16 protein-coding genes are annotated in these 19,179 nt (G+C 69.1%); 9 read left to right on the forward strand and 7 right to left on the reverse strand.

Annotated elements, in window-relative coordinates; all coding sequences use genetic code 11:
- Positions 1-25 precede the first annotated feature (25 nt).
- The 5 genes from AB0B57_RS19900 to AB0B57_RS19920 form a co-directional block, all read right to left on the reverse strand.
- Positions 26-457: a hypothetical protein gene (locus AB0B57_RS19900; protein WP_357071481.1), complete on the reverse strand. Its 432-nt coding sequence runs from the start codon at positions 455-457 to the stop codon at positions 26-28.
- Positions 405-1,115: a hypothetical protein gene (locus AB0B57_RS19905; protein WP_357071484.1), complete on the reverse strand. Its 711-nt coding sequence runs from the start codon at positions 1,113-1,115 to the stop codon at positions 405-407. The genes AB0B57_RS19900 and AB0B57_RS19905 overlap by 53 nt, the downstream gene beginning before the upstream one ends.
- On the reverse strand, positions 1,112-1,372 hold the full coding sequence (locus AB0B57_RS19910) for a hypothetical protein (RefSeq protein WP_357071487.1): 261 nt from the start codon (positions 1,370-1,372) through the stop codon (positions 1,112-1,114). The genes AB0B57_RS19905 and AB0B57_RS19910 overlap by 4 nt, the downstream gene beginning before the upstream one ends.
- An 87-nt stretch (positions 1,373-1,459) precedes the next feature.
- Positions 1,460-1,654, reverse strand: a complete 195-nt coding sequence (locus tag AB0B57_RS19915) for a DUF397 domain-containing protein (protein WP_357071490.1) — start codon at positions 1,652-1,654, stop codon at positions 1,460-1,462.
- Positions 1,647-2,582: a helix-turn-helix transcriptional regulator gene (locus AB0B57_RS19920; protein ID WP_357071493.1), complete on the reverse strand. Its 936-nt coding sequence runs from the start codon at positions 2,580-2,582 to the stop codon at positions 1,647-1,649. The genes AB0B57_RS19915 and AB0B57_RS19920 overlap by 8 nt, the downstream gene beginning before the upstream one ends.
- 193 nt (positions 2,583-2,775) lie before the next feature.
- Between AB0B57_RS19920 and AB0B57_RS19925 the strand changes: the two genes are divergently transcribed.
- The 6 genes from AB0B57_RS19925 to AB0B57_RS19950 all read left to right on the forward strand — a co-directional run bounded on the left by AB0B57_RS19925 (position 2,776) and on the right by AB0B57_RS19950 (position 11,041).
- Entirely contained in the window at positions 2,776-3,027 is a 252-nt protein-coding gene (locus AB0B57_RS19925) for a hypothetical protein (RefSeq protein ID WP_357071495.1), read from the forward strand.
- Positions 3,028-3,065: 38 nt separating this feature from the next.
- On the forward strand, positions 3,066-5,045 hold the full coding sequence (locus tag AB0B57_RS19930; protein ID WP_357071498.1) for a hypothetical protein: 1,980 nt from the start codon (positions 3,066-3,068) through the stop codon (positions 5,043-5,045).
- A 569-nt stretch (positions 5,046-5,614) separates the two neighbouring features.
- Positions 5,615-6,433, forward strand: coding sequence for a DUF3152 domain-containing protein (locus AB0B57_RS19935; protein ID WP_357071500.1), 819 nt, complete (start codon positions 5,615-5,617; stop codon positions 6,431-6,433).
- A gap of 94 nt (positions 6,434-6,527) precedes the next feature.
- Positions 6,528-6,908 (forward strand): nucleotide pyrophosphohydrolase, encoded by a 381-nt coding sequence (locus tag AB0B57_RS19940; RefSeq protein ID WP_357071503.1) that lies wholly within the window; start codon positions 6,528-6,530, stop codon positions 6,906-6,908.
- Between the two features lie 116 nt (positions 6,909-7,024).
- Positions 7,025-8,929, forward strand: a complete 1,905-nt coding sequence (locus AB0B57_RS19945) for a DUF2075 domain-containing protein (protein WP_357071506.1) — start codon at positions 7,025-7,027, stop codon at positions 8,927-8,929.
- Positions 8,930-9,040: 111 nt separating this feature from the next.
- The gene (locus tag AB0B57_RS19950) at positions 9,041-11,041 is read left to right on the forward strand and encodes a DUF2075 domain-containing protein (RefSeq protein ID WP_357071509.1); all 2,001 of its coding nucleotides are present in this window, start codon (positions 9,041-9,043) and stop codon (positions 11,039-11,041) included.
- 117 nt (positions 11,042-11,158) lie between these two features.
- On the opposite strand, the gene AB0B57_RS19955 is transcribed toward AB0B57_RS19950, so the two are convergent.
- Entirely contained in the window at positions 11,159-11,992 is an 834-nt protein-coding gene (locus AB0B57_RS19955; RefSeq protein ID WP_357071512.1) for a hypothetical protein, read from the reverse strand.
- Between the two features lie 184 nt (positions 11,993-12,176).
- Positions 12,177-14,024, reverse strand: coding sequence for a dihydroxy-acid dehydratase (gene ilvD / locus AB0B57_RS19960; RefSeq protein WP_357071515.1), 1,848 nt, complete (start codon positions 14,022-14,024; stop codon positions 12,177-12,179).
- Between the two features lie 111 nt (positions 14,025-14,135).
- On the opposite strand from ilvD, the gene AB0B57_RS19965 reads away from it, so the two are divergent.
- From AB0B57_RS19965 to ilvN, 3 genes are all read left to right on the forward strand, one after another.
- Positions 14,136-16,505, forward strand: a complete 2,370-nt coding sequence (locus tag AB0B57_RS19965; protein WP_357071518.1) for a bifunctional diguanylate cyclase/phosphodiesterase — start codon at positions 14,136-14,138, stop codon at positions 16,503-16,505.
- Positions 16,506-16,693: 188 nt separating this feature from the next.
- Positions 16,694-18,577, forward strand: a complete 1,884-nt coding sequence (locus AB0B57_RS19970) for an acetolactate synthase large subunit (protein WP_357071521.1) — start codon at positions 16,694-16,696, stop codon at positions 18,575-18,577.
- 69 nt (positions 18,578-18,646) lie between these two features.
- Positions 18,647-19,162, forward strand: coding sequence for an acetolactate synthase small subunit (ilvN, locus tag AB0B57_RS19975; protein ID WP_088946549.1), 516 nt, complete (start codon positions 18,647-18,649; stop codon positions 19,160-19,162).
- Positions 19,163-19,179: the final 17 nt, after the last annotated feature.

Here is a 19,179-nt window from a genome sequence, read left to right on the forward strand (position 1 = left end):
TGATGGCGGTACGCAGCCCTGCCGGCTACAGGTAGTCAGCGGCCGTACGCTCTACGTCGGCGATGAACTCTTCAAGCTGCGTCTCGGTGAGATCGCGATCCTGTAACAGCTTGCCGAGGAACACGATCTGCATCTGGAGGGCAATCTCAGGGCTGAGATTGTCGATCAGTCCAACCTCACCGAGGGCCGCGCGGACCAGGCCTTCCATCTCCAGGGCGGGCAGTGACTCCGCGCCTGGAAACTGGGTGCGCGTCTCGGCGACGAAGCGGGCGACGTCGGTGGGGGAGTGCCCGGCGGCCAAGCGGTCGTTGACCGCGATGGCGAACGCGGCACCGATCACCTGGTTTCCGCCGTGCCAGCCGGAGGTCTCCAACCCGTCCAGGAGTTGGTCCACCGTTCCCCAGTCACGCCGTGCCATCGCGCGGATCAGGTCGCCGAACTCGGTCCGTACGCTCACGATCTCGTAACCTCGCTATTCCCTTGCGGATCGACTGAACAGAGCGGTGGACGGCGATGCTCGCCACCAGCCCAACCACGACGAGGTGCCCCGCCGCATCAGGTGCTTCGTTGAGGAGACGTTGCCCGACCGGAGGGCTGACCGTCGGGGTCGTGGTGCCGGGCTGGTGAGCCCCTGACGGGCCCTGCGGGCCTCGGATAATCGTGAAAGCTTCCCTGGCCGCCGCCACCGACTTCTGGGTGTTGTCCTGGACGTCCTCGACCTTCCTGGTCATCGTACTCAGGAAGGAGGCGACGTTCTTCCGAGCGGATTCGCGCTCGACGGTCTCGGCGAGCAAATCCTCACCGGACGGTGTGGCCGAGTCAGAAGGCTGTGTAGCCGGGGCAGAGCCGGGAGCGATCACGTTGGAGTAGTCACCGATGCGATCGGCCGCCTCACTGATCAGGCGGGCGAGCTTGCCGGCCTTCTCGCCAGCGGTCTTGCTCTCGGTCACGGCGCCGGTGAGTTCGGGGTGCCTGGTGCCCCGCGCTGCCTGGGCGTAGTGCGCGTTGGCTTCTTCCGCGTCGGACTGAGCGCGATGCGCGACAACGGCGGCGCTTTGCAGGGTGTCGATGGCGCTTCGTAGCTGGGCGACGACATCGCCGAGGCTTCCGCTCATCCGATGATGGCGAGGTATGCGGCAGCGTGATCCTTAGCCGCCCTGATTAGGCGAAGCGCCAACTCCACCTCGTTCGCAGCCTCGCGGAGAGCTTTGCGGGACTCCTGCGCCTCGCCGCGTTCACTGTCATGCAGGGTGGCGATTGCCAGTGCCGACGCATCGGCGAGCCTGGCGCTGGCCTTCTCGATGCTCATCCGAGCGTTGTCGAGCGCTTGATCGCCCGTCCGGATCGTCACCTTGACATCGCCGATGGTCACTGCCGCACGTTAGCCGACCCCGGCCGTCGGGCGCAGCCCTCGCGTTGGGTGGGTGCCCAGGCCGGGCCCGAGACACCCACCGAAGCCTCAGCGTGAGGTGCGGCTCGCTTGTACGAAGCTGGCCCAGGCGGTTGGGGTAAAAGTGAGGGCCGGGCCCTGCGGGTCCTTGCTGTCGCGTACGGCGACGATGCCGGGCAGGTTGTCGGCAACCTCGACACACTCGCCGCCGTTACCCGCGCTGCGGGTGCTCTTGCGCCAAGATGCGCCCGTTAGGTCAACCACGGTGGACCTCCCCGATGATCTTGTTGATCAGTTGGAACGATTGTCCCTCATCAAGGGCGAGTGACAGCAGGCTCGACCAGACCTTTTCATAGGCCGCGAACTCGTTGGGGCGGTCCAGATAGAGAGCGCCGGTGATCGCCTCGCTGTAGACCACCGGTGGCTCGGGCGTGGTCCGGTTTCCAGGCGGAAAGTCAAGGAGCACGAACTCTCCAGCGACGGTCCCGTGGTGCGGTCCAGCGATGAGGGGCAGCACGCGAATCGACACGTTTTGCAGCCGGGTCATCGCCAGCAGGTGGTGCAGTTGCCCCGCCATGGTTGCCGAGTCGCCCACCGGCCGAAGGAGGACCGATTCGCAGAGCACCACCTGCACCTGCGGTGCTCGGGGCAGGCGGCGGGTCAGCAGGGACTGCCGTTGCAGGCGAAGCTCGACGGCACGCTCCCGGTCGTCCTCGCTCATGCCGGGCTGGTCGATGCGGTAGATGCCTCGGGCGTAGTCGCGGCTCTGCAGAATGCCCGGCACGAGAGTGTTCTTGAAGAACCGAAGTCTCGACGCGGCGGATTCGAGGCCGACGTACAGCTCGAACCATTCGGGGACGGCGTCGCCGTACGCATGCCACCAGCCCTTGGCCCGGGTTTCGCCGGCCAGCGAGGTCAGTGCCCGGGTCAGCTCGCCGGTCGCCCCGTACAGCTCGCACATCGCCCGGACGTCGACGCCGCGCACCGAGCCCAGCCCGCTCTCGATCCGCCACACCTTCTGTCGGCTGCACTCCAGCGCCTCGGCGACCGCGTCCAGGGTCGCCCCCGACTCCGTGCGCAGGTCACGTAGCGCTCTGCCGAGCTGCCGTCGGGGCACCGTCGAGCCCATGTCGTCGGTCACGCGGCTCTCCTTCCTGTTGAATTTTGCAACATCCCGACGGCCGTTCTGCAACAGGGGAATGTTGCCTACAAATAACGGAACAGGGTGAGTCGACATTCATTGCGATAGTGCCTCTGACCTTACAAGATGGGTCCGACAAAGGCGATGACCGCGCAATTCCCGTCTGTCGCCCGATAGTTCAACTAATCCGTCAGTGAGGAGAAGGTATGTGCGCGTTTCTTCGAGCTGAGCCGACGGCCGTCCAATGAGCCCTCGTTGGGTGGCGCACCTGCCGTTCACCGCCGCCGATCTGCCGGCTGCCCAGCAGTTCGCCGGCACCCTGGCCCGCTCCCTGAGTTTCCTGTCCGAGGTGGACTCGGGTGAGACCACGGTGTCCGCCGAGGACGCTCAGGGCGTACACCATCGGGTCTTCTGTGACCTGCCGCTCGACGGCGGTCGGCGGTGTGTGCGTCGCATCGAGCACGACGGTGACTGCACGACCCGGCGGTCCCGGTGACTGGCGCGCCCGTCGTCACCTGCCCCGACTGCGACGGGATGACCTTCACGCTGGACCCGTGCCGGTGCACCACCTACGGCGACCGCTTTCTCGCCGACGCCGACGTCCCCGGTCCGCCACGGGAGGCGTACCGGGGTTGCGAGCAGTGTCGGGGCGCGGGCACCGTCGCGTACCCCTGTTATCGCTGCGAGCGGCGCAGCCGGCGGCGGGCGCAGCTCGTGGTCACCGTCGCCAACCTGGACACCGGCGCGGTCGCGTCCCAGCAGATCGTGCCCGGCGGCCTTGACCCCCACCGCGACCCGGCGGGCCACTGGGTGGTCGATCTTGCTCCCCGGGTACGCGAACTCGCCGCCAACGTCGACGCCGTCGTGACCGACACCGACGCGCCTTCACTGTGGCTGGACCGGCAGTGGCGACCCGACCTACCCGCAGCACGCCGGCACGAACTGGAGGCCCACGCCATCCTGCGGGCTGATTACGCCCCCTGGCGACTGGTGCTCGGCCGATCCGCCGCCACGCCCACCGTCGATCCGGCCGCACGGCTGGCTCGGCTCTGCGCGCTGGCGGACCTGTTGCTGCTCGACCTGGTCGTCGAGGCCCGCCGGCAGGGCGTCGGGTTCGGGTGGGCCGTCCGGTACGAGGTGCCCGGCTCCCCGGTGCCGTCCAGGTCGCCGGGCCGGTCGCAAGACCTGCCGGAAGCGCTGACCCACACCGACGTCGGCGACGCGCTCACCGGCCTCGCCGAGCGCGGTCTGGCCGTCCCCGCCCGCCTGCTGCGCCCCGACTCGCCGCGCCCACCCGCCGCCCCGACCGTGGACGTCGACCAGCTTGAACGCCGCGTCCTCGCCGACTGCGTCGACCCGGCCCGCGGAGACGAGCTGCCCGGCGCGCAGGCCCTCTGGCGGGACGGCCGTTGGTGGCACACCACCCTGCGCCCCGGCGCGCCGGTGGAGATCCTCGCGGAGCAGCCCACCGGTCAGGTGGTCCGTCGGGTTCGGGTGCCGTTGAGCCGCGGCTACGAACCGCCCGGTCCGTCCTGGCTGGGCGGACCCGTCGAATGGCGGCCCTGCCCGGACTGCCGACCGCACAACCGGCTGCGTGCCTGCGACTGCCGGCTCGGCGGTCGCCCCGCCGACACCGACTGCCCGCACTGCAGTGGTGCCGGCCTGCGCCCGTCGGCGCTGCGCTGCTTCACCTGCGGCGACACCCACCGCCTGCACTGGGCCGTGCTGGTCACCGTCACCGACCTGCGGCACCGGGTGGTGCACCTGACCTGGCAGGCCGGCACGCCCGAGGTTGCCCCACTTGTCGCCACTCAGCCCAACGGTCGGCCCGTCGTCCAGCTCCCCGACCCCTACCGGCTCGGCTCCTGGGCTGCTGTCCTCGGCGCGCGACCCGAGGACCTCCGCGACGCCGACGGCGGGCACGACCTCGACCGGAACCTGCGCGACGGGTACGTCACCCTGCCCTGGGCCGGCGCCGACCCGGTGAGGGAGCACGTGCGCAGCGTCGGACGGGGCAGCGCAGCGGGTCGCCTGATCGTGGTGGCGGCACCTCCCGATGCGCCGCCGCTGCCCGAGTTGCTGCGGCTCGCCGTCGGCCTCGACCTGGCCCTCGTGGTGGCCGTCTGCGACCTGCGGCACCACACCGGTGACCCGTTGCTGGCCGACGGCCTGCGCTGGTCGGTCGAGGTGAAGCCGCGCGACGCAGCCGTCCTCCCCGACGACCTGCCCTACCGGCCCAGTCTGGCTGCCGCCCTCGCCTGGTGCCGGGAATGTCTGAGCGACGCCGTCGCCGGGGCCGCCCCGATCGACCCGGCGACACCCATTCCCTTGCCCTGGTCGAGGGCGTGCGGCATCGTCGCCGACCCCGAACCGGATCTGCTGCGGCTTGCCGCCCGGCACGCCGGGCAGGCACTCACCGTGCGCTTCACCCGCGCCGGCTGCGCCGTGCACCGGCACGACGACGACGGGGTACGCCTCCTCGCTCGAACCCGCGACCTGAGCGGTCTGCGATAGGGCTTCATTGCTGATCGAGCGCCGGCCGTCCGGAGCGTTGGACCCCTTGACCACCGGCCCGGTGCTGCGTTGCGTCAACGACATCCACTGATGCCCCAGGATCGCGTCTGATCAGGAAGTCAACGCCGTCGCGTCAGCGCGCCGGCCGGCCAGGCAAGACTTTGATCGCCGGCCGTCGTCTTGCCCCGGTGGCGGTGCACAGGTCGCCCTCCTTTGCTCTGCACCCCAATAAGCACCGGTCGCGGACAGTAGCCGTCGCACCCGCGGGTGCAGAGCAAAGGACGCCCGACCACCTCTCACCCCCCCGGCCGCCTCGAAGACATCGGCAGGGGTGGGGATTCAGCGGCACGGCAGAGGCACTCGTCGTGGCCGCCATTCCGATCGGTGTCGGCGAACCGTCCCGGTGTCAGGTGACGGCCACGGAAAGTAGTTGCGGAACGGGAGATGGTGTCCGCTCTGCCGAGGTGTGGCCGGGTATCGATGCCGATCATCCTGACCTTTTCCTTACCTCCAGTGACGTAGCCTTCCGGTTGCCCACCTGACCGTGATCGATTTCTGGAGGTTGCCACGTGCGGATCAACGGACGGCTGCTCGTGCCGACCTCGTTGGCGGTGGTGATGGCGACCGCGGCCTGTGGTCTGGCGTCAGCGCCGGCGTCCGGGGGTGCCGAAACCGGGCGCGCAGATTGGAGTGAGCCGCGCCCCAGCGATACGCCGAGCTCCAGCCCGACTCCGCGGATCCCGACCGACGCGGAGATTCCCATCAGGGCTGCCGGCACCTTCACCACCGCCTCCGGCACCGGTCGCGTGATCGGCAAGGGCAAGAAACGGGTGCGCTACAGCGTCTCGGTGGAGAAGGGGATCGCCTGGGGTGACATCCCCGCCTGGAAGCCGACCCAGTTCGCCGAGAGCATCGAGCAGGTGCTGGCGGCGCCGAACGGGTGGGCCAGCTCCGCACAGTACCCGGTCACCAACGACGCGGTGAATCTGAGCCGGGCGTCGTGGTCCTTCCAGCGGGTCAGCACCTCCCGCGTCGACGTCGATGTCCGCCTCGCCACACCAAGGACGGTGGACCGGCTGTGCGGTGCGAGCGGCGTCGACACCGAGGGGGTCTACTCCTGCAAGTACGGCAAGACGATCATGATCAATCTGCGGCGTTGGCTCCAGGGCTCGCCGGGATACCCGGTCACCATCGACGAGTACCACGCGGGCGTGATCAACCACGAGTTCGGCCACTTTCTCGGCTTCGCGCACATGAAGTGCGGCGGACCCGGCAAGCCCGGCCCGGTCATGATGACCCAGACGATCGACCTGGGCGGCTGCCTGCCCAACGTCAGCCCGTTCAACGAGAACGGCCAGTTCATCAGCGGCCCGTGGGCGCCCTCCTGAGCCGGCGACCCCCGCCCTGCCCTCGGTTTTGGCCTCGCTCGGTGTGGGCGACAATGACGAGAAGATCGAACCCTGCCAAGTGAGGATCTCAGCTATGGGCAGCCAATCGGATGCAGGATCCGCGGCAGGTGTCGCCCGGCTCACCGATCAACTTAGGCATTTCGCCGAGGAACGCGACTGGCAGCAGTTCCACACACCGAAGAATCTGGCGATGGCGCTCTCCGGCGAGGTCGGCGAACTGCTGGCAGAGCTGCAGTGGCTGACGCCGGAGCAGGCTGCCCAGGTGATGGCGGACCCGCAGGCTGGCGCACGGGTGCGCGCCGAGATCGGCGATGTCATGATCTATCTCGTCCGGCTCGCCGACGTCCTCGATATCGACCTGGTGGAAGCGGCGATTGACAAACTGGCGGACTCTGCCCGGCGCTACCCGGTGGAAATCGCCAGAGGCTCCGCGGCGAAGGCGCCACGGTCGTAGCAGTTGGTTGATCTTCCCGTTAAAGTCGTGGCAGTAAGGCGGTCCGACGGGCTTCCGGTGCACGGATATGCCCCCCATCCGCACGATCATTTCGTGCTGCCCGGGGGCACCTGTCGATGTCGGCATACCGTACGTCTGCTGCTGGTCTGTTGCGTCTCGCCACCGAAGGCACCCTCGTCGAGGTGCTGACCGAGCGGGCCCGCCACGGAGGTCACGGAGTCAGTCCCGCCGAGAAGCGGTCCTGGGCACGTAGTCTCCCGGTGCTCGCTCAGGATCTCGCCGACGCGGGCTTGGCCGAGGTCGAGGTACTGGTCGAGTATCAACTGCCGTTGACCAGCCGACGCGTCGACGCGGTGCTCGCCGGTGTGGATGCACGTACCGGAGACGACTCCTACCTCGTCATCGAACTCAAACAGTGGTCCTATGCCACGGCCTTCGAGGATTCCGAAACTCTCGTCGCTGTTGAGCAGGTCCATGGTCCACGCCTGCATCCGGGTATTCAGGTGGAGGACTACTGTCGCTACCTCAACGACTTCCTGGGCGTACTCGGCCGCGATCAGAAGCTGTTGAGGGGTGCCGCCTACCTGCACAATGCGGTGGATCGTGACGTTGCCGACCTGCTCGACCGAGCGTCCAGCGAGCAGAGCCGGATCTTCACCGGGCAGCGTCGCGGACAGTGGCTCGATTACCTGCGCAGCCGATTCGCACCCGCCTCGGGAGCCGGCCCGGCGGACCGATTCCTGACCAGCACCGTGCGCCCCAGCCGGCATCTGCTGGCATATGCCGCCGCCGAGCTGAAGGAGCGCTCGCACTTCACTCTGCTCGATGAGCAGCATGTGGCGTACGAGCTGGTGATGCACACGATCGAGCGGGCCCGGACGGCGAACCACAAGCGTGCCGTGGTGGTGGCAGGCGGGCCGGGTAGCGGCAAGAGCGTCATCGCCCTCGCGCTCCTCGGGGAGCTGGCCCGACGGGGTCGACCGGTGCTGCACGCCACCGGCTCGCGGTCCTTCACCCAGACACTGCGACGCTATGCCGGCCGGGGATCGACCCGGCTGCAGAGCCTCTTCAAGTACTTCAACAGCTTCATGGACGCAGACCCGAACGACATCGAGGTGCTGATCTGCGACGAGGCGCACCGGGTACGGGAGACGTCGGTCAACCGCTACACACCGAAGGCCCGCCGGGATGTCGCCCGCCCGCAGTTGGAAGAACTCATCTCACTCGCCCGGGTGCCGGTCTTCCTGCTCGACGAGCATCAGGTGGTGAAGCCGGGTGAGCTGGGCAGCGTTGAGGTCATCTCCGCCTTCGCGGAGAAGCTCGGTGTGGAGGTCGAAATGGTCTCCCTGCACGACCAGTTCCGCTGCGGCGGCAGCGAGGCGTACGAGGAGTGGGTTCTTGATCTGCTCGGCCTCGACGGCGGCGAGCCGTCCGTCTGGGCCGGCGACGGCCGGTTCGACGTACGGGTCGCTGAATCGCCGGAGGAGATGGAGACGTACCTCGCCGAGCGGCAGGCACTGGGTGGCACGGCCAGGATGTCGGCCGGTTACTGCTGGCCCTGGAGTGATCCGAGACCTGACGGCACGTTGGTGCCGGACGTGACGATCGGTGACTGGGCGCGACCGTGGAACGTCCGGAGCGAACGCAGTGTCGGAGAGGCGCCGGGGAGCGCATTCTGGGCCACCGATCCGAACGGCTTCGGCCAGGTTGGCTGCGTCTACACCGCCCAGGGCTTCGAGTACGACTGGTCGGGGGTCATCATCGGCCCCGATCTGGTGGCAAGGGACGGTCGTTTGGTGACCCGCCGCGAGGAGTCGAAGGACTCGGCGATCCGTAGCCGCAAATCCGTTGGTGACGGGGAAGTGGACCGTCTGATCCGCAACACCTACAAGGTGTTGCTGACCCGGGGCATGCGCGGCACGGTGCTGTACGCGACCGACCCGGAAACGCGGGAGTACCTGCGTGGGCTGGTGCGAGTCCGGCGGGCCCCGGAGATCAGGTTCGACGCCGAAGCCGGGTAGCGGGAAGTCTCGCCACGTCGATACTGTGACTGCCAGTTCAGCGGATCGACGGGCTTCCCGAGCAGGACACGCCCCCACCGCACGAGATCTTCGTGCCTCGGGGGCCTGTGAGTGCTGGCGTTCCAGACCACACCAGCTCAGATCGTCGCGCTGCATGACGACAAACGACTGGACGACGAGTTGGCGGCCTATCTCACCGCCTCCGGATACAAGGTGAACGAGCCCGAGCGGCGCTCCTGGCGTAACAGCCTGCCAGTCTTTGCCCGGCATTTGTGTGCGCTGGGATACGGCAATCTCGACGCGCTCGTGGAGTACCAACTTCCTCGCAGTAGCCGGCGGATCGACGTCATCCTCGCCGGAGCCGAACCCTTGACGATGCGGGCGACGTACCTCGTGGTGGAACTGAAGCAGTGGAGCGAGGCTTCGCGGTACGACGACGACGGGAGCGTTCTGCGCGTCAAACACCTTGAACAACCGCAACTGCATCCCGCCCTGCAGGTGCAGGCGTACTGCGCGTACCTCCTTGACTATGTCGAGAAGGTAAGGGAGTGGCCTAACGCCGTGCACGGCATGGCCTACCTGCACAACGCCAAGCGCGACCAAATCCCGGACCTGGTGCGTGAGCGCAGCTACCAGAGCATGGTGTGGACCCCGGACAAGGCTGAGCAGTTCTCTGCCTATCTCGAGCGTAAGTTCCATCGAGTGCGGCATCCACAGGCTGCGTATCGGCTGCTGAGCAGCCCAATTCGGCAGAGCAGGCAACTGCTGTCCCTCGCGGCGGATGAGGTGACCAACCGGGCGGTTTTCCCCCTGCTGGACGAGCAGCGCGCGGCATACGAGCTGGTGCTGCGAGGGGTGCGTTGGGCCGAGGATGGGCGTGGCAAGCGAGTCGTGATCATTTCGGGAGGACCGGGCAGCGGCAAGAGCGCGATCGGGCTCAACCTGCTTGCCGAACTGGCCCGCAAGGAACGGCAGATTGCCCACGCCACGGGTTCGCGGGCATTCACCCGGACCCTCCAGCAGTACGCGCGGCGTCAACCGAAGGATCCTGCGCAGCGCACCAGACCGTTGTTCAGCTACTTCATGGACTTCATGGATGCCACTCCTGACAAGCTCGACGTGCTCATCTGCGACGAGGCGCACCGGATTCGTGCACGGTCGACCAAGGGGTCGCGGCAGGGCAGCAAGCCCCAGGTGCAGGAGCTGATCGAGGCCGCCAAGGTGCCGGTCTTCCTGCTCGATGACAACCAGGTCGTACGCCCCGACGAGGTGGGCAGCGTAGACACGATCACGGAGGCGGCAGGTCAGTTGGATCTGGAGGTCGACCGGATCGAGTTGGGCGCGCAGTTCCGCTGCGGCGGTAGCCCACGCTACGAAAGGTGGGTGCTGCACCTGTTGGGATTGGCCCGCGCGGCTCCGTACCGCTGGAAGGGCGACGAACGGTTCCGGCTCGCCCTGGTGGATTCTCCCGAGGAGATGGAGACGATCCTGCGGGGATGCCAAGATCGGGGGGAGACGGCGAGGATCTCGGCCGGGTTCTGCTGGCCGTGGACCCATCGGGCGCAGAACGGCCGGCTCGTGACCGACGTCCGCATCGAGTCCTGGGCAAGGCCGTGGAACGCGTACGACGACTATCCGCCCAAAGGTATTCCGACCAGCGCCTACTGGGCCACGGATCCGCGCGGGTTCGGGCAGATAGGCTGCATCTACACCGCCCAGGGGTTCGAGTACGACTGGTCGGGCGTGATCATCGGCAAGGACCTCGTGGTGCGCGATGGCCGATTCGTCTCCGATCCGGCAAAGTCGTGCGACCCGGCGATCGTGAATCGTGAGGGCAGGATCATCGCCAGGAACGCGGACCGGCTGATCCGAAACACGTACAAGGTTCTACTCACCAGAGGGCTTCGAGGCACGCTTCTGTTCTCGGATGATCCGGAGACCCAGACTTTCCTGTCGCAGCTTATCCCTGCACCGCACAGGCCCGGTCGACCGATTGCCCCTGGCGTACGGCGGGTCGATTCGGTCAGAGCCGACAGCCCGATGGACCCTCACGTGGGCACTGCGGCCACCCCTGCCGAACGCTCGGAGACCGGTCCGGTTTCCGGGCTCTGAAAAACGCGATCCTGGCCGCCGACCCAAGCCGGCGCTAAGTGGTTTGGCCGGCTGTGGAGACGGCGCTGCCCGGCCCGCGCGGACCTTCGCGCCGGCCGGGCAGCCACGATGGTCCGGTCAGGTGCCGCTGGTCGTACCCTCCAGACCCTGCAGGTCCTTCAGACCCTTGAGCATCTCGGCGAAGTCGAGGGTCTCCGCCGTCGGCGGCGTCTCGATGGTCACCGCCTTGCCGTAGTCGGTGTAGTCCATCACCAGGTCACCCAGCGGGCCCATCTTCAGGGCCGCCCGGCGGGGCCGGTACTGCTCGTCGACCCACAGGTCGGTGGTGATGTCCTTGACGCCCATCTTGGTCATCTGCTGCTCGACGCCCGCCCGCAGCTTCGCGTCGATCTGCTGAAGGTAGGTCGCCATCGGGGTGGTGACGGTGTAGTGGACGGTGGCCGCCCCGTTGACCGTCTCCTGCCCGACCACCTTTGTGCCCTCGGTGGCGAGCAGTGTCTTGACCTGCTTGGTCGGATCGATGTCCTCGAACTGCTTGCCGAGGTTCATCCCGGCCTGCTTGCCGGCGGCGCTCAGGTCCATCTTCATCCAGCGCTTGCCGTCCATCTCCGCGCGGTCCTCCGCCGGAATCTCGACGTAGATGACCGCGCCGACCATCCGGACGATCGTCGCGTCGCCCTTCGCGTCCGTCGTCGTCATCTCGGCCTTGACCGGGTCGCCGAGGTCCAGGACGCCCTTCATCGAGACCTTCTCGCCGCCCGCCGTGCCTGACATCGTCACGGTCACCGAGTCGCTCTTGTCGGTGGCCTCGGCGGTCTTCTGCAGCGACCCCTTCAGGTCACTTGCCAGCAGCTCCAGGACGCTGGGCTGTTTCGGCGACTCGGATCCGCCGGTTGTCGTGCCGCACGCGGAGACAGCGAGCGCGGTGAGCGCCGAGACCGCAACCGTCACGGACTTCTTCCACAATGACACGTACACGCCTCTTCCCCCGTCGAAATCCGGGGCTCTCCCCGGATAGATCGACGACACGCTAGCCCACGTGGCCGACATGGAGGGACCGCCTTATCGCCGGGCGCACAGAGATCGTTGATATCGGGGTGTCCTGTGGACGCGGACACCCCGATATCGACGGTGACTACTCCGGGACGCGGCGGTAGGCGCCGTCGCTGGCCGAGGTGGCCATCGAGGCGTACGCGCGCAGCGCCGCCGACACCGGGCGCTGCCGGTCGGTCGGGGTGTACGGCTTGTCGCGCTTCTCCTCGGCCACCCGTCGCGCCTCCAGCTCCTCGGCGGACACGTTCAGCTCGATCGACCGGCTCGGGATGTCGATGACGACCTCGTCGCCGTCGCGGACCAGGGCGATCAGCCCGCCGGAGGCCGCCTCGGGGGAGACGTGCCCGATGGAGAGGCCGGAGGTGCCGCCGGAGAAGCGGCCGTCGGTGAGCAGCGCACAGGACCGGCCCAGCCCACGTCCCTTGAGGAACGAGGTGGGGTAGAGCATCTCCTGCATGCCGGGGCCGCCCTTGGGCCCCTCGTAACGGATCACCACCACGTCCCCCGCGACGACCTGCTTGGCGAGGATCGCGGTCACCGCGTCGTCCTGCGACTCGTAGACCTTCGCCGGGCCGCGGAAGGTCAGGCAGTCGTCCGGCACGCCGGCGGTCTTCACCACGCTGCCCTCCGGTGCCAGGTTGCCGTGCAGGATGGCCAGCCCGCCGTCGGCCGAGTAGGCGTGCTCCAGGTCCCGGATGCAGCCGCCGGCCGCGTCGGTGTCCAGCGACGACCAGCGGTTGGTGGTGGAGAACGGCTCGACGGTACGCACGCCGCCCGGTGCGGCGTGGAACAGCTCGACGGCCGTCGGGGTCGGCGAGCCGCCGCGCACGTCCCAGTCGGACAGCCACTGGGCCAGCGAGGGGGAGTGCACGGCGTGCACGTCCCGGTTGAGCTGCCCGGCCCGGTCCAGCTCGCCGAGGATCGCCGGAATGCCGCCGGCCCGGTGCACGTCCTCCATGTGGTAATTGGGGGAGTTCGGCGCGACCTTGGCCAGGCAGGGCACCCGCCGGGAGATGGCGTCGATGTCGGCGACCCCGAAGTCCATCTCCGCCTCGCGGGCCGCGGCGAGCAGGTGCAGCACCGTGTTGGTGGAGCCGCCCATCGCCACGTCCAGGGCGACCGCGTTCTCGAAGGCGGCCTTGGAGGCGACCGTGCGGGGCAGCACCGAGTCGTCGTCGCCGTCGTACCACCGCTTGGAAATCTCCACGACGGTGCGGCCGGCCTCGACGAAGAGCGACCGGCGCGCGGCGTGGGTGGCCAACGTCGAACCGTTGCCGGGCAGCGCCAGCCCGATCGCCTCGGTGAGGCAGTTCATCGAGTTGGCGGTGAACATGCCGGAGCACGAGCCGCAGGTCGGGCAGGCGGAGCGCTCGATCTCACCGAGCTGCTCGTCGGTGACCGACTCGTTCGAGGAGGCGATCATCGCGTCGATCAGGTCGATCTTGCTGTGCACGACGCCCTCGATCGCCATCGTCTTGCCGGCCTCCATGGGGCCACCGGAGACGAAGACGGTCGGGATGTTGAGCCGCAACGCGGCCAGCAGCATCCCGGGGGTGATCTTGTCGCAGTTGGAGATGCAGACCAGGGCGTCCGCGCAGTGCGCGTTGACCATGTATTCCACCGCGTCGGCGATCAGTTCGCGGCTGGGCAGCGAGTAGAGCATGCCGCCGTGGCCCATCGCGATGCCGTCGTCGACCGCGATGGTGTTGAACTCCCGCCCCACCCCGCCGGCCTCGGCGACCGCGTCGGCGACCAGGCCACCCATGTCCTTGAGGTGGACGTGACCGGGCACGAACTGGGTGAAACTGTTGGCGATGGCGACGATCGGCTTGCCGAAATCGTCGTCGGTCATCCCGGTGGCCCGCCAGAGGGCCCGGGCGCCGGCCATCGTCCGACCGTGTGTGGAAGTCCTCGATCGCAGCTCAGGCATACCCACCAGCATGACACCATCGCCGCGCCAACCCTCCCGCGTATGCGCCGTGTCCCAACAGATGCACACCCAGCCCCCCAAGGCGCGCGCCGATCCGGCACTCTTGGAGGCGTGCATATCCCCCCGGGCATGGTCGCTGTCGCGGCGCTCAGCGGGCTCGTCGCCGCTGCCGCCGCCGTGCTGCTGACCGTGATCGCCGGGCGGCGGGTGGGGCCACGTCGGCCGGCACACGTGCTGCTCGCGGTGGCCGCCGGGGTCGCCCTGCTCAGCCTGCTGGCCGGGGTGGTCGCCGCGCTCAGCGCCCACCACCACTGGGCCGCCGAGCAGGGGCAGCGCACGGGCTGGGCGACCGCTGTGGCGATCGGCACGACGGTGAGTGGGCTGGCCTTCGCCGCCGGCCTGCTCTGGTTGCCGGGCGTGGCCGCCACCGCGGCGGGCCGGGCCCGGCTCGCACTGGACGGGTTGGTCGTGGCGGCGGCGCTGTGGTTCGTCGGCTGGGTGCTCTTCTCCGAGCCCACCCGGTTGCTCGGCATGGCCACCCCGATGGCCTGCCCGGCGATCCTGGTGGCCACGGTGAGTGCCGCGCTCGGAGCCGGCCTCGCGGCGACAGTCATCTTCCGGGCCGCGCTACGCCGGCGACTGACCGCACTGGGCCTCGGCATCAGCGCGGTCACCTGCGGCGGGATGGGGCTCAGCGCCGGGCTCTGCCAGGCCGGGCCGACCATGGCGCTGACCGGCGCGGCGGTGCTCGCCGCCGGTCTGCTGGCCGTCGCGCTCGCCGCGCACTGGGCCGACCGGCCGGGGCGGGCCGAGGTCGACCTGATGGATCGGGACGGCGAGTACGGGATCGCCCCGATGATCGCGATGACCGCCTCGGCGCTACACCACCTCGCCCAGGACGGTCGCTTCACCGCGCCGGGCGTCGTGGCCGCCAGCGTGGAGGGCTTCGCCCTGGTGGCGCGGCAATACCTGACTCTTCGCGACGTCCGGGAGTACGCGGGCCGCCTGGTCGAGCGGGAGGCGCACTTTCGCGAGCTGGCGCACACCGACCCGCTGACCGCGCTGGCCAACCGGCGCGGGCTGCTGCGCGCACTGCACGCCGCCGCCGCGGCGGGCACTCCGTGCGTGCTGCTCGGTCTCGACCTGGACGGCTTCAAGAACGTCAACGACATGCATGGCCACGACGTGGGCGACGCCGTGCTGGCCGAGGTGGGCCGGCGGCTCCGGAGCAACCTGCGCCCCGGCGACGTGGCCGCCCGACTGGGCGGCGACGAGTTCGCCGTCCTCATGCAGGGTCAGCCGGCCGAGGCGGACCGCGTCGCCGAGCGGCTGCTCGGGGTGCTCAACCGGCCGTACGACGAGCCGGAGGGGCCGGTCTTCCTGTCGGTGAGCATCGGGGTGGCCGGGTGGGCCGGCGAGCCGGACGTGGAGCTGCTGCTGCGCCACGCCGACCTGGCACTGCGCTACGCCAAGCAGCGCGGCAAGAACCGGATCGAACGCTACGACGCCGCGTACGACAAGTTGCTGCGCCGACGCACGACGGTGGAGCACGAGCTGCGTGGCGCCATCGATCGTGACGAGCTGCGGTTGGCCTTCCAGCCGGTGGCGTCGCTGCCGTCGGTGCGGCCGGTCGGCGCGGAGGCGCTGCTGCGCTGGCACCACCCCGAGCTGGGCAACGTCGGTCCGGACGAGTTCATCCCGCTCGCCGAGGAGTGCGGCATGATCGCCCCGCTGGGGGCCTGGGTGCTGCACCAGGCCTGCTACCAGCTCTCCCGGTGGCTGGCGGACGGCCACGACGTCTGGGTGTCGGTGAACGTCTCCCCGCACGAGTTGCACGCCCCGGCGTACGTGGTCCAGGTCGCCGAGGCGCTGCGCGCCCACCACGTGCCGCCGCAGCGGCTGGTGTTGGAGGTCACCGAGCACGCGGTCGCCACCGACCTGGACGAGCTGATCCGGCGGCTGACCGCGCTGCGGTTGACCGGCGTGCGGATCGCGCTCGACGACTTCGGGGCCGGCTACTCGTCGCTGGGGCAGTTGCGCCGGCTGCCGATCGACATCCTGAAGATCGACCACAGCCTGGTGGCCGAGCACGAGCCGGTCCGGCCGGTCGACCGGGACGGCCCGGCCTTCGCCCCGATGGTCGACATCGTGATGCGGTTGGGCCACCAGTTGGGGCTGGAAGTGATCGCCGAGGGGGTGACCGCGCCGACCGAGTTGGCCGCGGTGGTGGCCGCCGGTTGCCGGTTCGGCCAGGGCGCGCTCTTCGGCTGGGGAGTGCCGGCCGAGCACCTGGAAGCGATGCTGGAGGCGGCCACGTCACCGGGCGCGCGGTCCGCGCCACCGCCCGCGCCACGCCGGGTCCCGGGTGGGTACGCACAGGTCACGCCGCCTGCCGATGGCGCGTCGTCGGGCGACGCGCCGACGTCCGTTGACCAACATGTGGGAGCAGTTGACTCATCGCGTGAGATGCGTCAGGCTTAGCCGCATGTCGTCGTACCGGTCGCTGCGAGTACTTACCTGAGCGCACTCTCCCTCATTGAGAGTGCGCTGGCCCCGTGCATCTGCACGAGGGCCGTTTTTATTGCCATCGGAACCTGGCGAGGCGGGCCCCGCCCGTGTCGCATCGCTTGACTAGCCACCAGCCACTCCAGCCGAAGGCCAGAACCGCCATGACGAGACCCACGCCCGAGACCCTCGCCCACTCCGCCCGCCGGGCCCGCGCGGCCGCCGACCCGACAGTCGACGTCGACCCGGCCGCCGCGCGTCCCGCGGCCACCCCGGCCGCCCCGGCGGTACGGTCATCCGCTCCGGCCCAGGTCTCCGGGGCCGGCTCGCTCGTGCGGTCCCTCGAGGCGCTCGACGTCGACGTCGTCTTCGGCATTCCCGGCGGCGCGATCCTGCCGGCGTACGACCCGCTCTACGACTCCTCCGTCCGGCACATCCTGGTCCGGCACGAGCAGGGCGCGGGGCACGCGGCGACCGGGTACGCGCAGGCCACCGGCAAGGTCGGCGTGTGTATCGCCACCTCCGGGCCGGGCGCGACGAACCTGGTCACCCCGATCGCCGACGCGTACATGGACTCGGTGGCGATGGTGGCGATCACCGGCCAGGTGGCCCGACCGATGATCGGCACCGACGCCTTCCAGGAGGCGGACATCCAGGGCATCACCCTGCCGATCACGAAGCACAACTTCCTCGTCCAGACCGCCGAGGAGATCCCGCAGGTGCTGGCCGAGGCGTTCCACCTGGCCAGCAGCGGCCGGCCCGGCCCGGTGCTCGTCGACATCCCCAAGGACGTGCTCCAGGCGCCGACCACCTTCACCTGGCCGCCCACCCTGGGCCTGCCCGGCTACCGGCCCACCCTGCACCCGCACGGCAAGCAGATCCGGGAGGCGGCCCGGCTGATGGCCGCCGCCCGCCGGCCGGTGCTCTACGTCGGTGGCGGGGTGCTCAAGGCCGGTGCCACGGACGGGCTGCGCCAGTTGGCCGAGCTGACCGGCATCCCGGTCATCACCACGCTCATGGCGCTCGGCGCGTTCCCCGACTCGCATCAGCAGCACCTGGGCATGCCCGGCATGCACGGCACGGTCGCCGCGGTCTACGGCCTGCAGAAGTCGGATCTGATCGTCGCGCTCGGCGCGCGCTTCGACGACCGGGTCACCGGCAAGTTGGACTCGTTCGCCCCGGACGCGACGGTGGTCCACGCGGACATCGACCCTGCCGAGATCGGCAAGAACCGGCACGTGGACGTGCCGATCGTCGGGGACGCCAAGCACGTCATCGACGAGCTGATCGCCGCGGTGACCGTCGAGCGGTCAGCGGGGCGTACCACCGATCTGGGTGACTGGTGGACGCAGCTGGACGACCTGCGCAACCGCTACCCGCTCGGCTATGAGGAGCCGTCGGACGGCACGCTCTCCCCGCAGTACGTGATCAAGCGGCTGGGCGAGATCGTCGGCCCGGATGCGATCTTCGTGGCCGGGGTGGGCCAGCACCAGATGTGGGCGTCCCAGTTCATCTCCTACGAGAAGCCGTACACCTGGTTGAATTCCGGTGGTCTCGGCACGATGGGTTACGCGGTGCCGGCGGCGATGGGCGCCAAGGTCGGCAAGCCGGACACGGTGGTCTGGGCGGTCGACGGTGACGGCTGCTTCCAGATGACCAACCAGGAGTTGGCCACCTGTGCGTTGGAGGGCATCCCGGTCAAGATCGCCGTCATCAACAACGGCAACCTCGGCATGGTCCGGCAGTGGCAGACGCTGTTCTACAACGAGCGCTACTCCAACACCGAGCTCGGCACCCACAAGCACCGCATCCCCGACTTCGTCAAGCTCGCGGAGGCGCTGGGCTGCGTCGGTCTGCGCTGCGAGAACGCGGACGACGTGGACAAGACCATCGCCGCCGCCATGGAGATCAACGACGCCCCGGTGGTGATCGACTTCGTGGTCGGCAAGGACGCGATGGTCTGGCCGATGGTCGCCGCCGGCACCAGCAACGACGAGATCATGTTCGCCCGCGACGTCCGCCCGACCTTCGACGAGGATGACATCTGACATGAGTGAGCACAGCGAACGAATCCTTGCCCAGGGTCGTGGCACCACCGAGCGAAGCGAGGCCCCGGCATGACCATGCACACCCTCTCCGTCCTGGTGGAGAACAAGCCCGGCGTGCTCGCCCGGGTCTCCGGCCTGTTCTCCCGGCGCGGGTTCAACATCGACAGTCTCGCCGTCGGCGAGACCGAGAACCCGGACGTCTCGCGGATCACCATCGTGGTCAACGCCGAGTCGTCGCCGCTGGAGCAGGTCACCAAGCAGCTCAACAAGCTGGTCAACGTGCTCAAGATCGTCGAGCTGGACCCGCAGGTCTCGGTCGCCCGGGAGTTGCTGCTGGTCAAGGTCCGCGCCGACCGGTCCGCCCGGTCCCAGGTGCTGGAGACCGTCAACCTGTTCCGCGCCCGGGTCGTCGACGTCGCACCGGACACGCTGACCATCGAGGCCACCGGCACCCCGGACAAGCTCGACGCGCTGCTGCGCGATCTCGAAGCCTTCGGCATCAAGGAAATGGTCCAGTCCGGGTTGGTGGCGATCGGGCGCGGCTCGCGTTCGATCACCGCCGGTCCCGCGCTGCGGGCCGCCTGACCGCCACCGGTCGGCCC

It is taken from the genome of Micromonospora sp. NPDC049101, from assembly GCF_040648675.1.
GTDB lineage: Bacteria > Actinomycetota > Actinomycetes > Mycobacteriales > Micromonosporaceae > Micromonospora.

Bases quoted from the DNA above. Each gene is read 5' to 3' on its own strand.
- AB0B57_RS19940 (WP_357071503.1), top strand. From the start codon at position 6,528: ATGGGCAGCCAATCGGATGCAGGATCCGCGGCAGGTGTCGCCCGGCTC.
- AB0B57_RS19970 (WP_357071521.1), top strand. From the start codon at position 16,694: ATGACGAGACCCACGCCCGAGACCCTCGCCCACTCCGCCCGCCGGGCC.
- ilvD (WP_357071515.1), bottom strand. From the start codon at position 14,024: ATGCCTGAGCTGCGATCGAGGACTTCCACACACGGTCGGACGATGGCC.
- AB0B57_RS19925 (WP_357071495.1), top strand. From the start codon at position 2,776: ATGAGCCCTCGTTGGGTGGCGCACCTGCCGTTCACCGCCGCCGATCTG.
- AB0B57_RS19905 (WP_357071484.1), bottom strand. From the start codon at position 1,115: ATGAGCGGAAGCCTCGGCGATGTCGTCGCCCAGCTACGAAGCGCCATC.
- AB0B57_RS19945 (WP_357071506.1), top strand. From the start codon at position 7,025: ATGTCGGCATACCGTACGTCTGCTGCTGGTCTGTTGCGTCTCGCCACC.
- ilvN (WP_088946549.1), top strand. From the start codon at position 18,647: ATGACCATGCACACCCTCTCCGTCCTGGTGGAGAACAAGCCCGGCGTG.
- AB0B57_RS19930 (WP_357071498.1), top strand. From the start codon at position 3,066: ATGACCTTCACGCTGGACCCGTGCCGGTGCACCACCTACGGCGACCGC.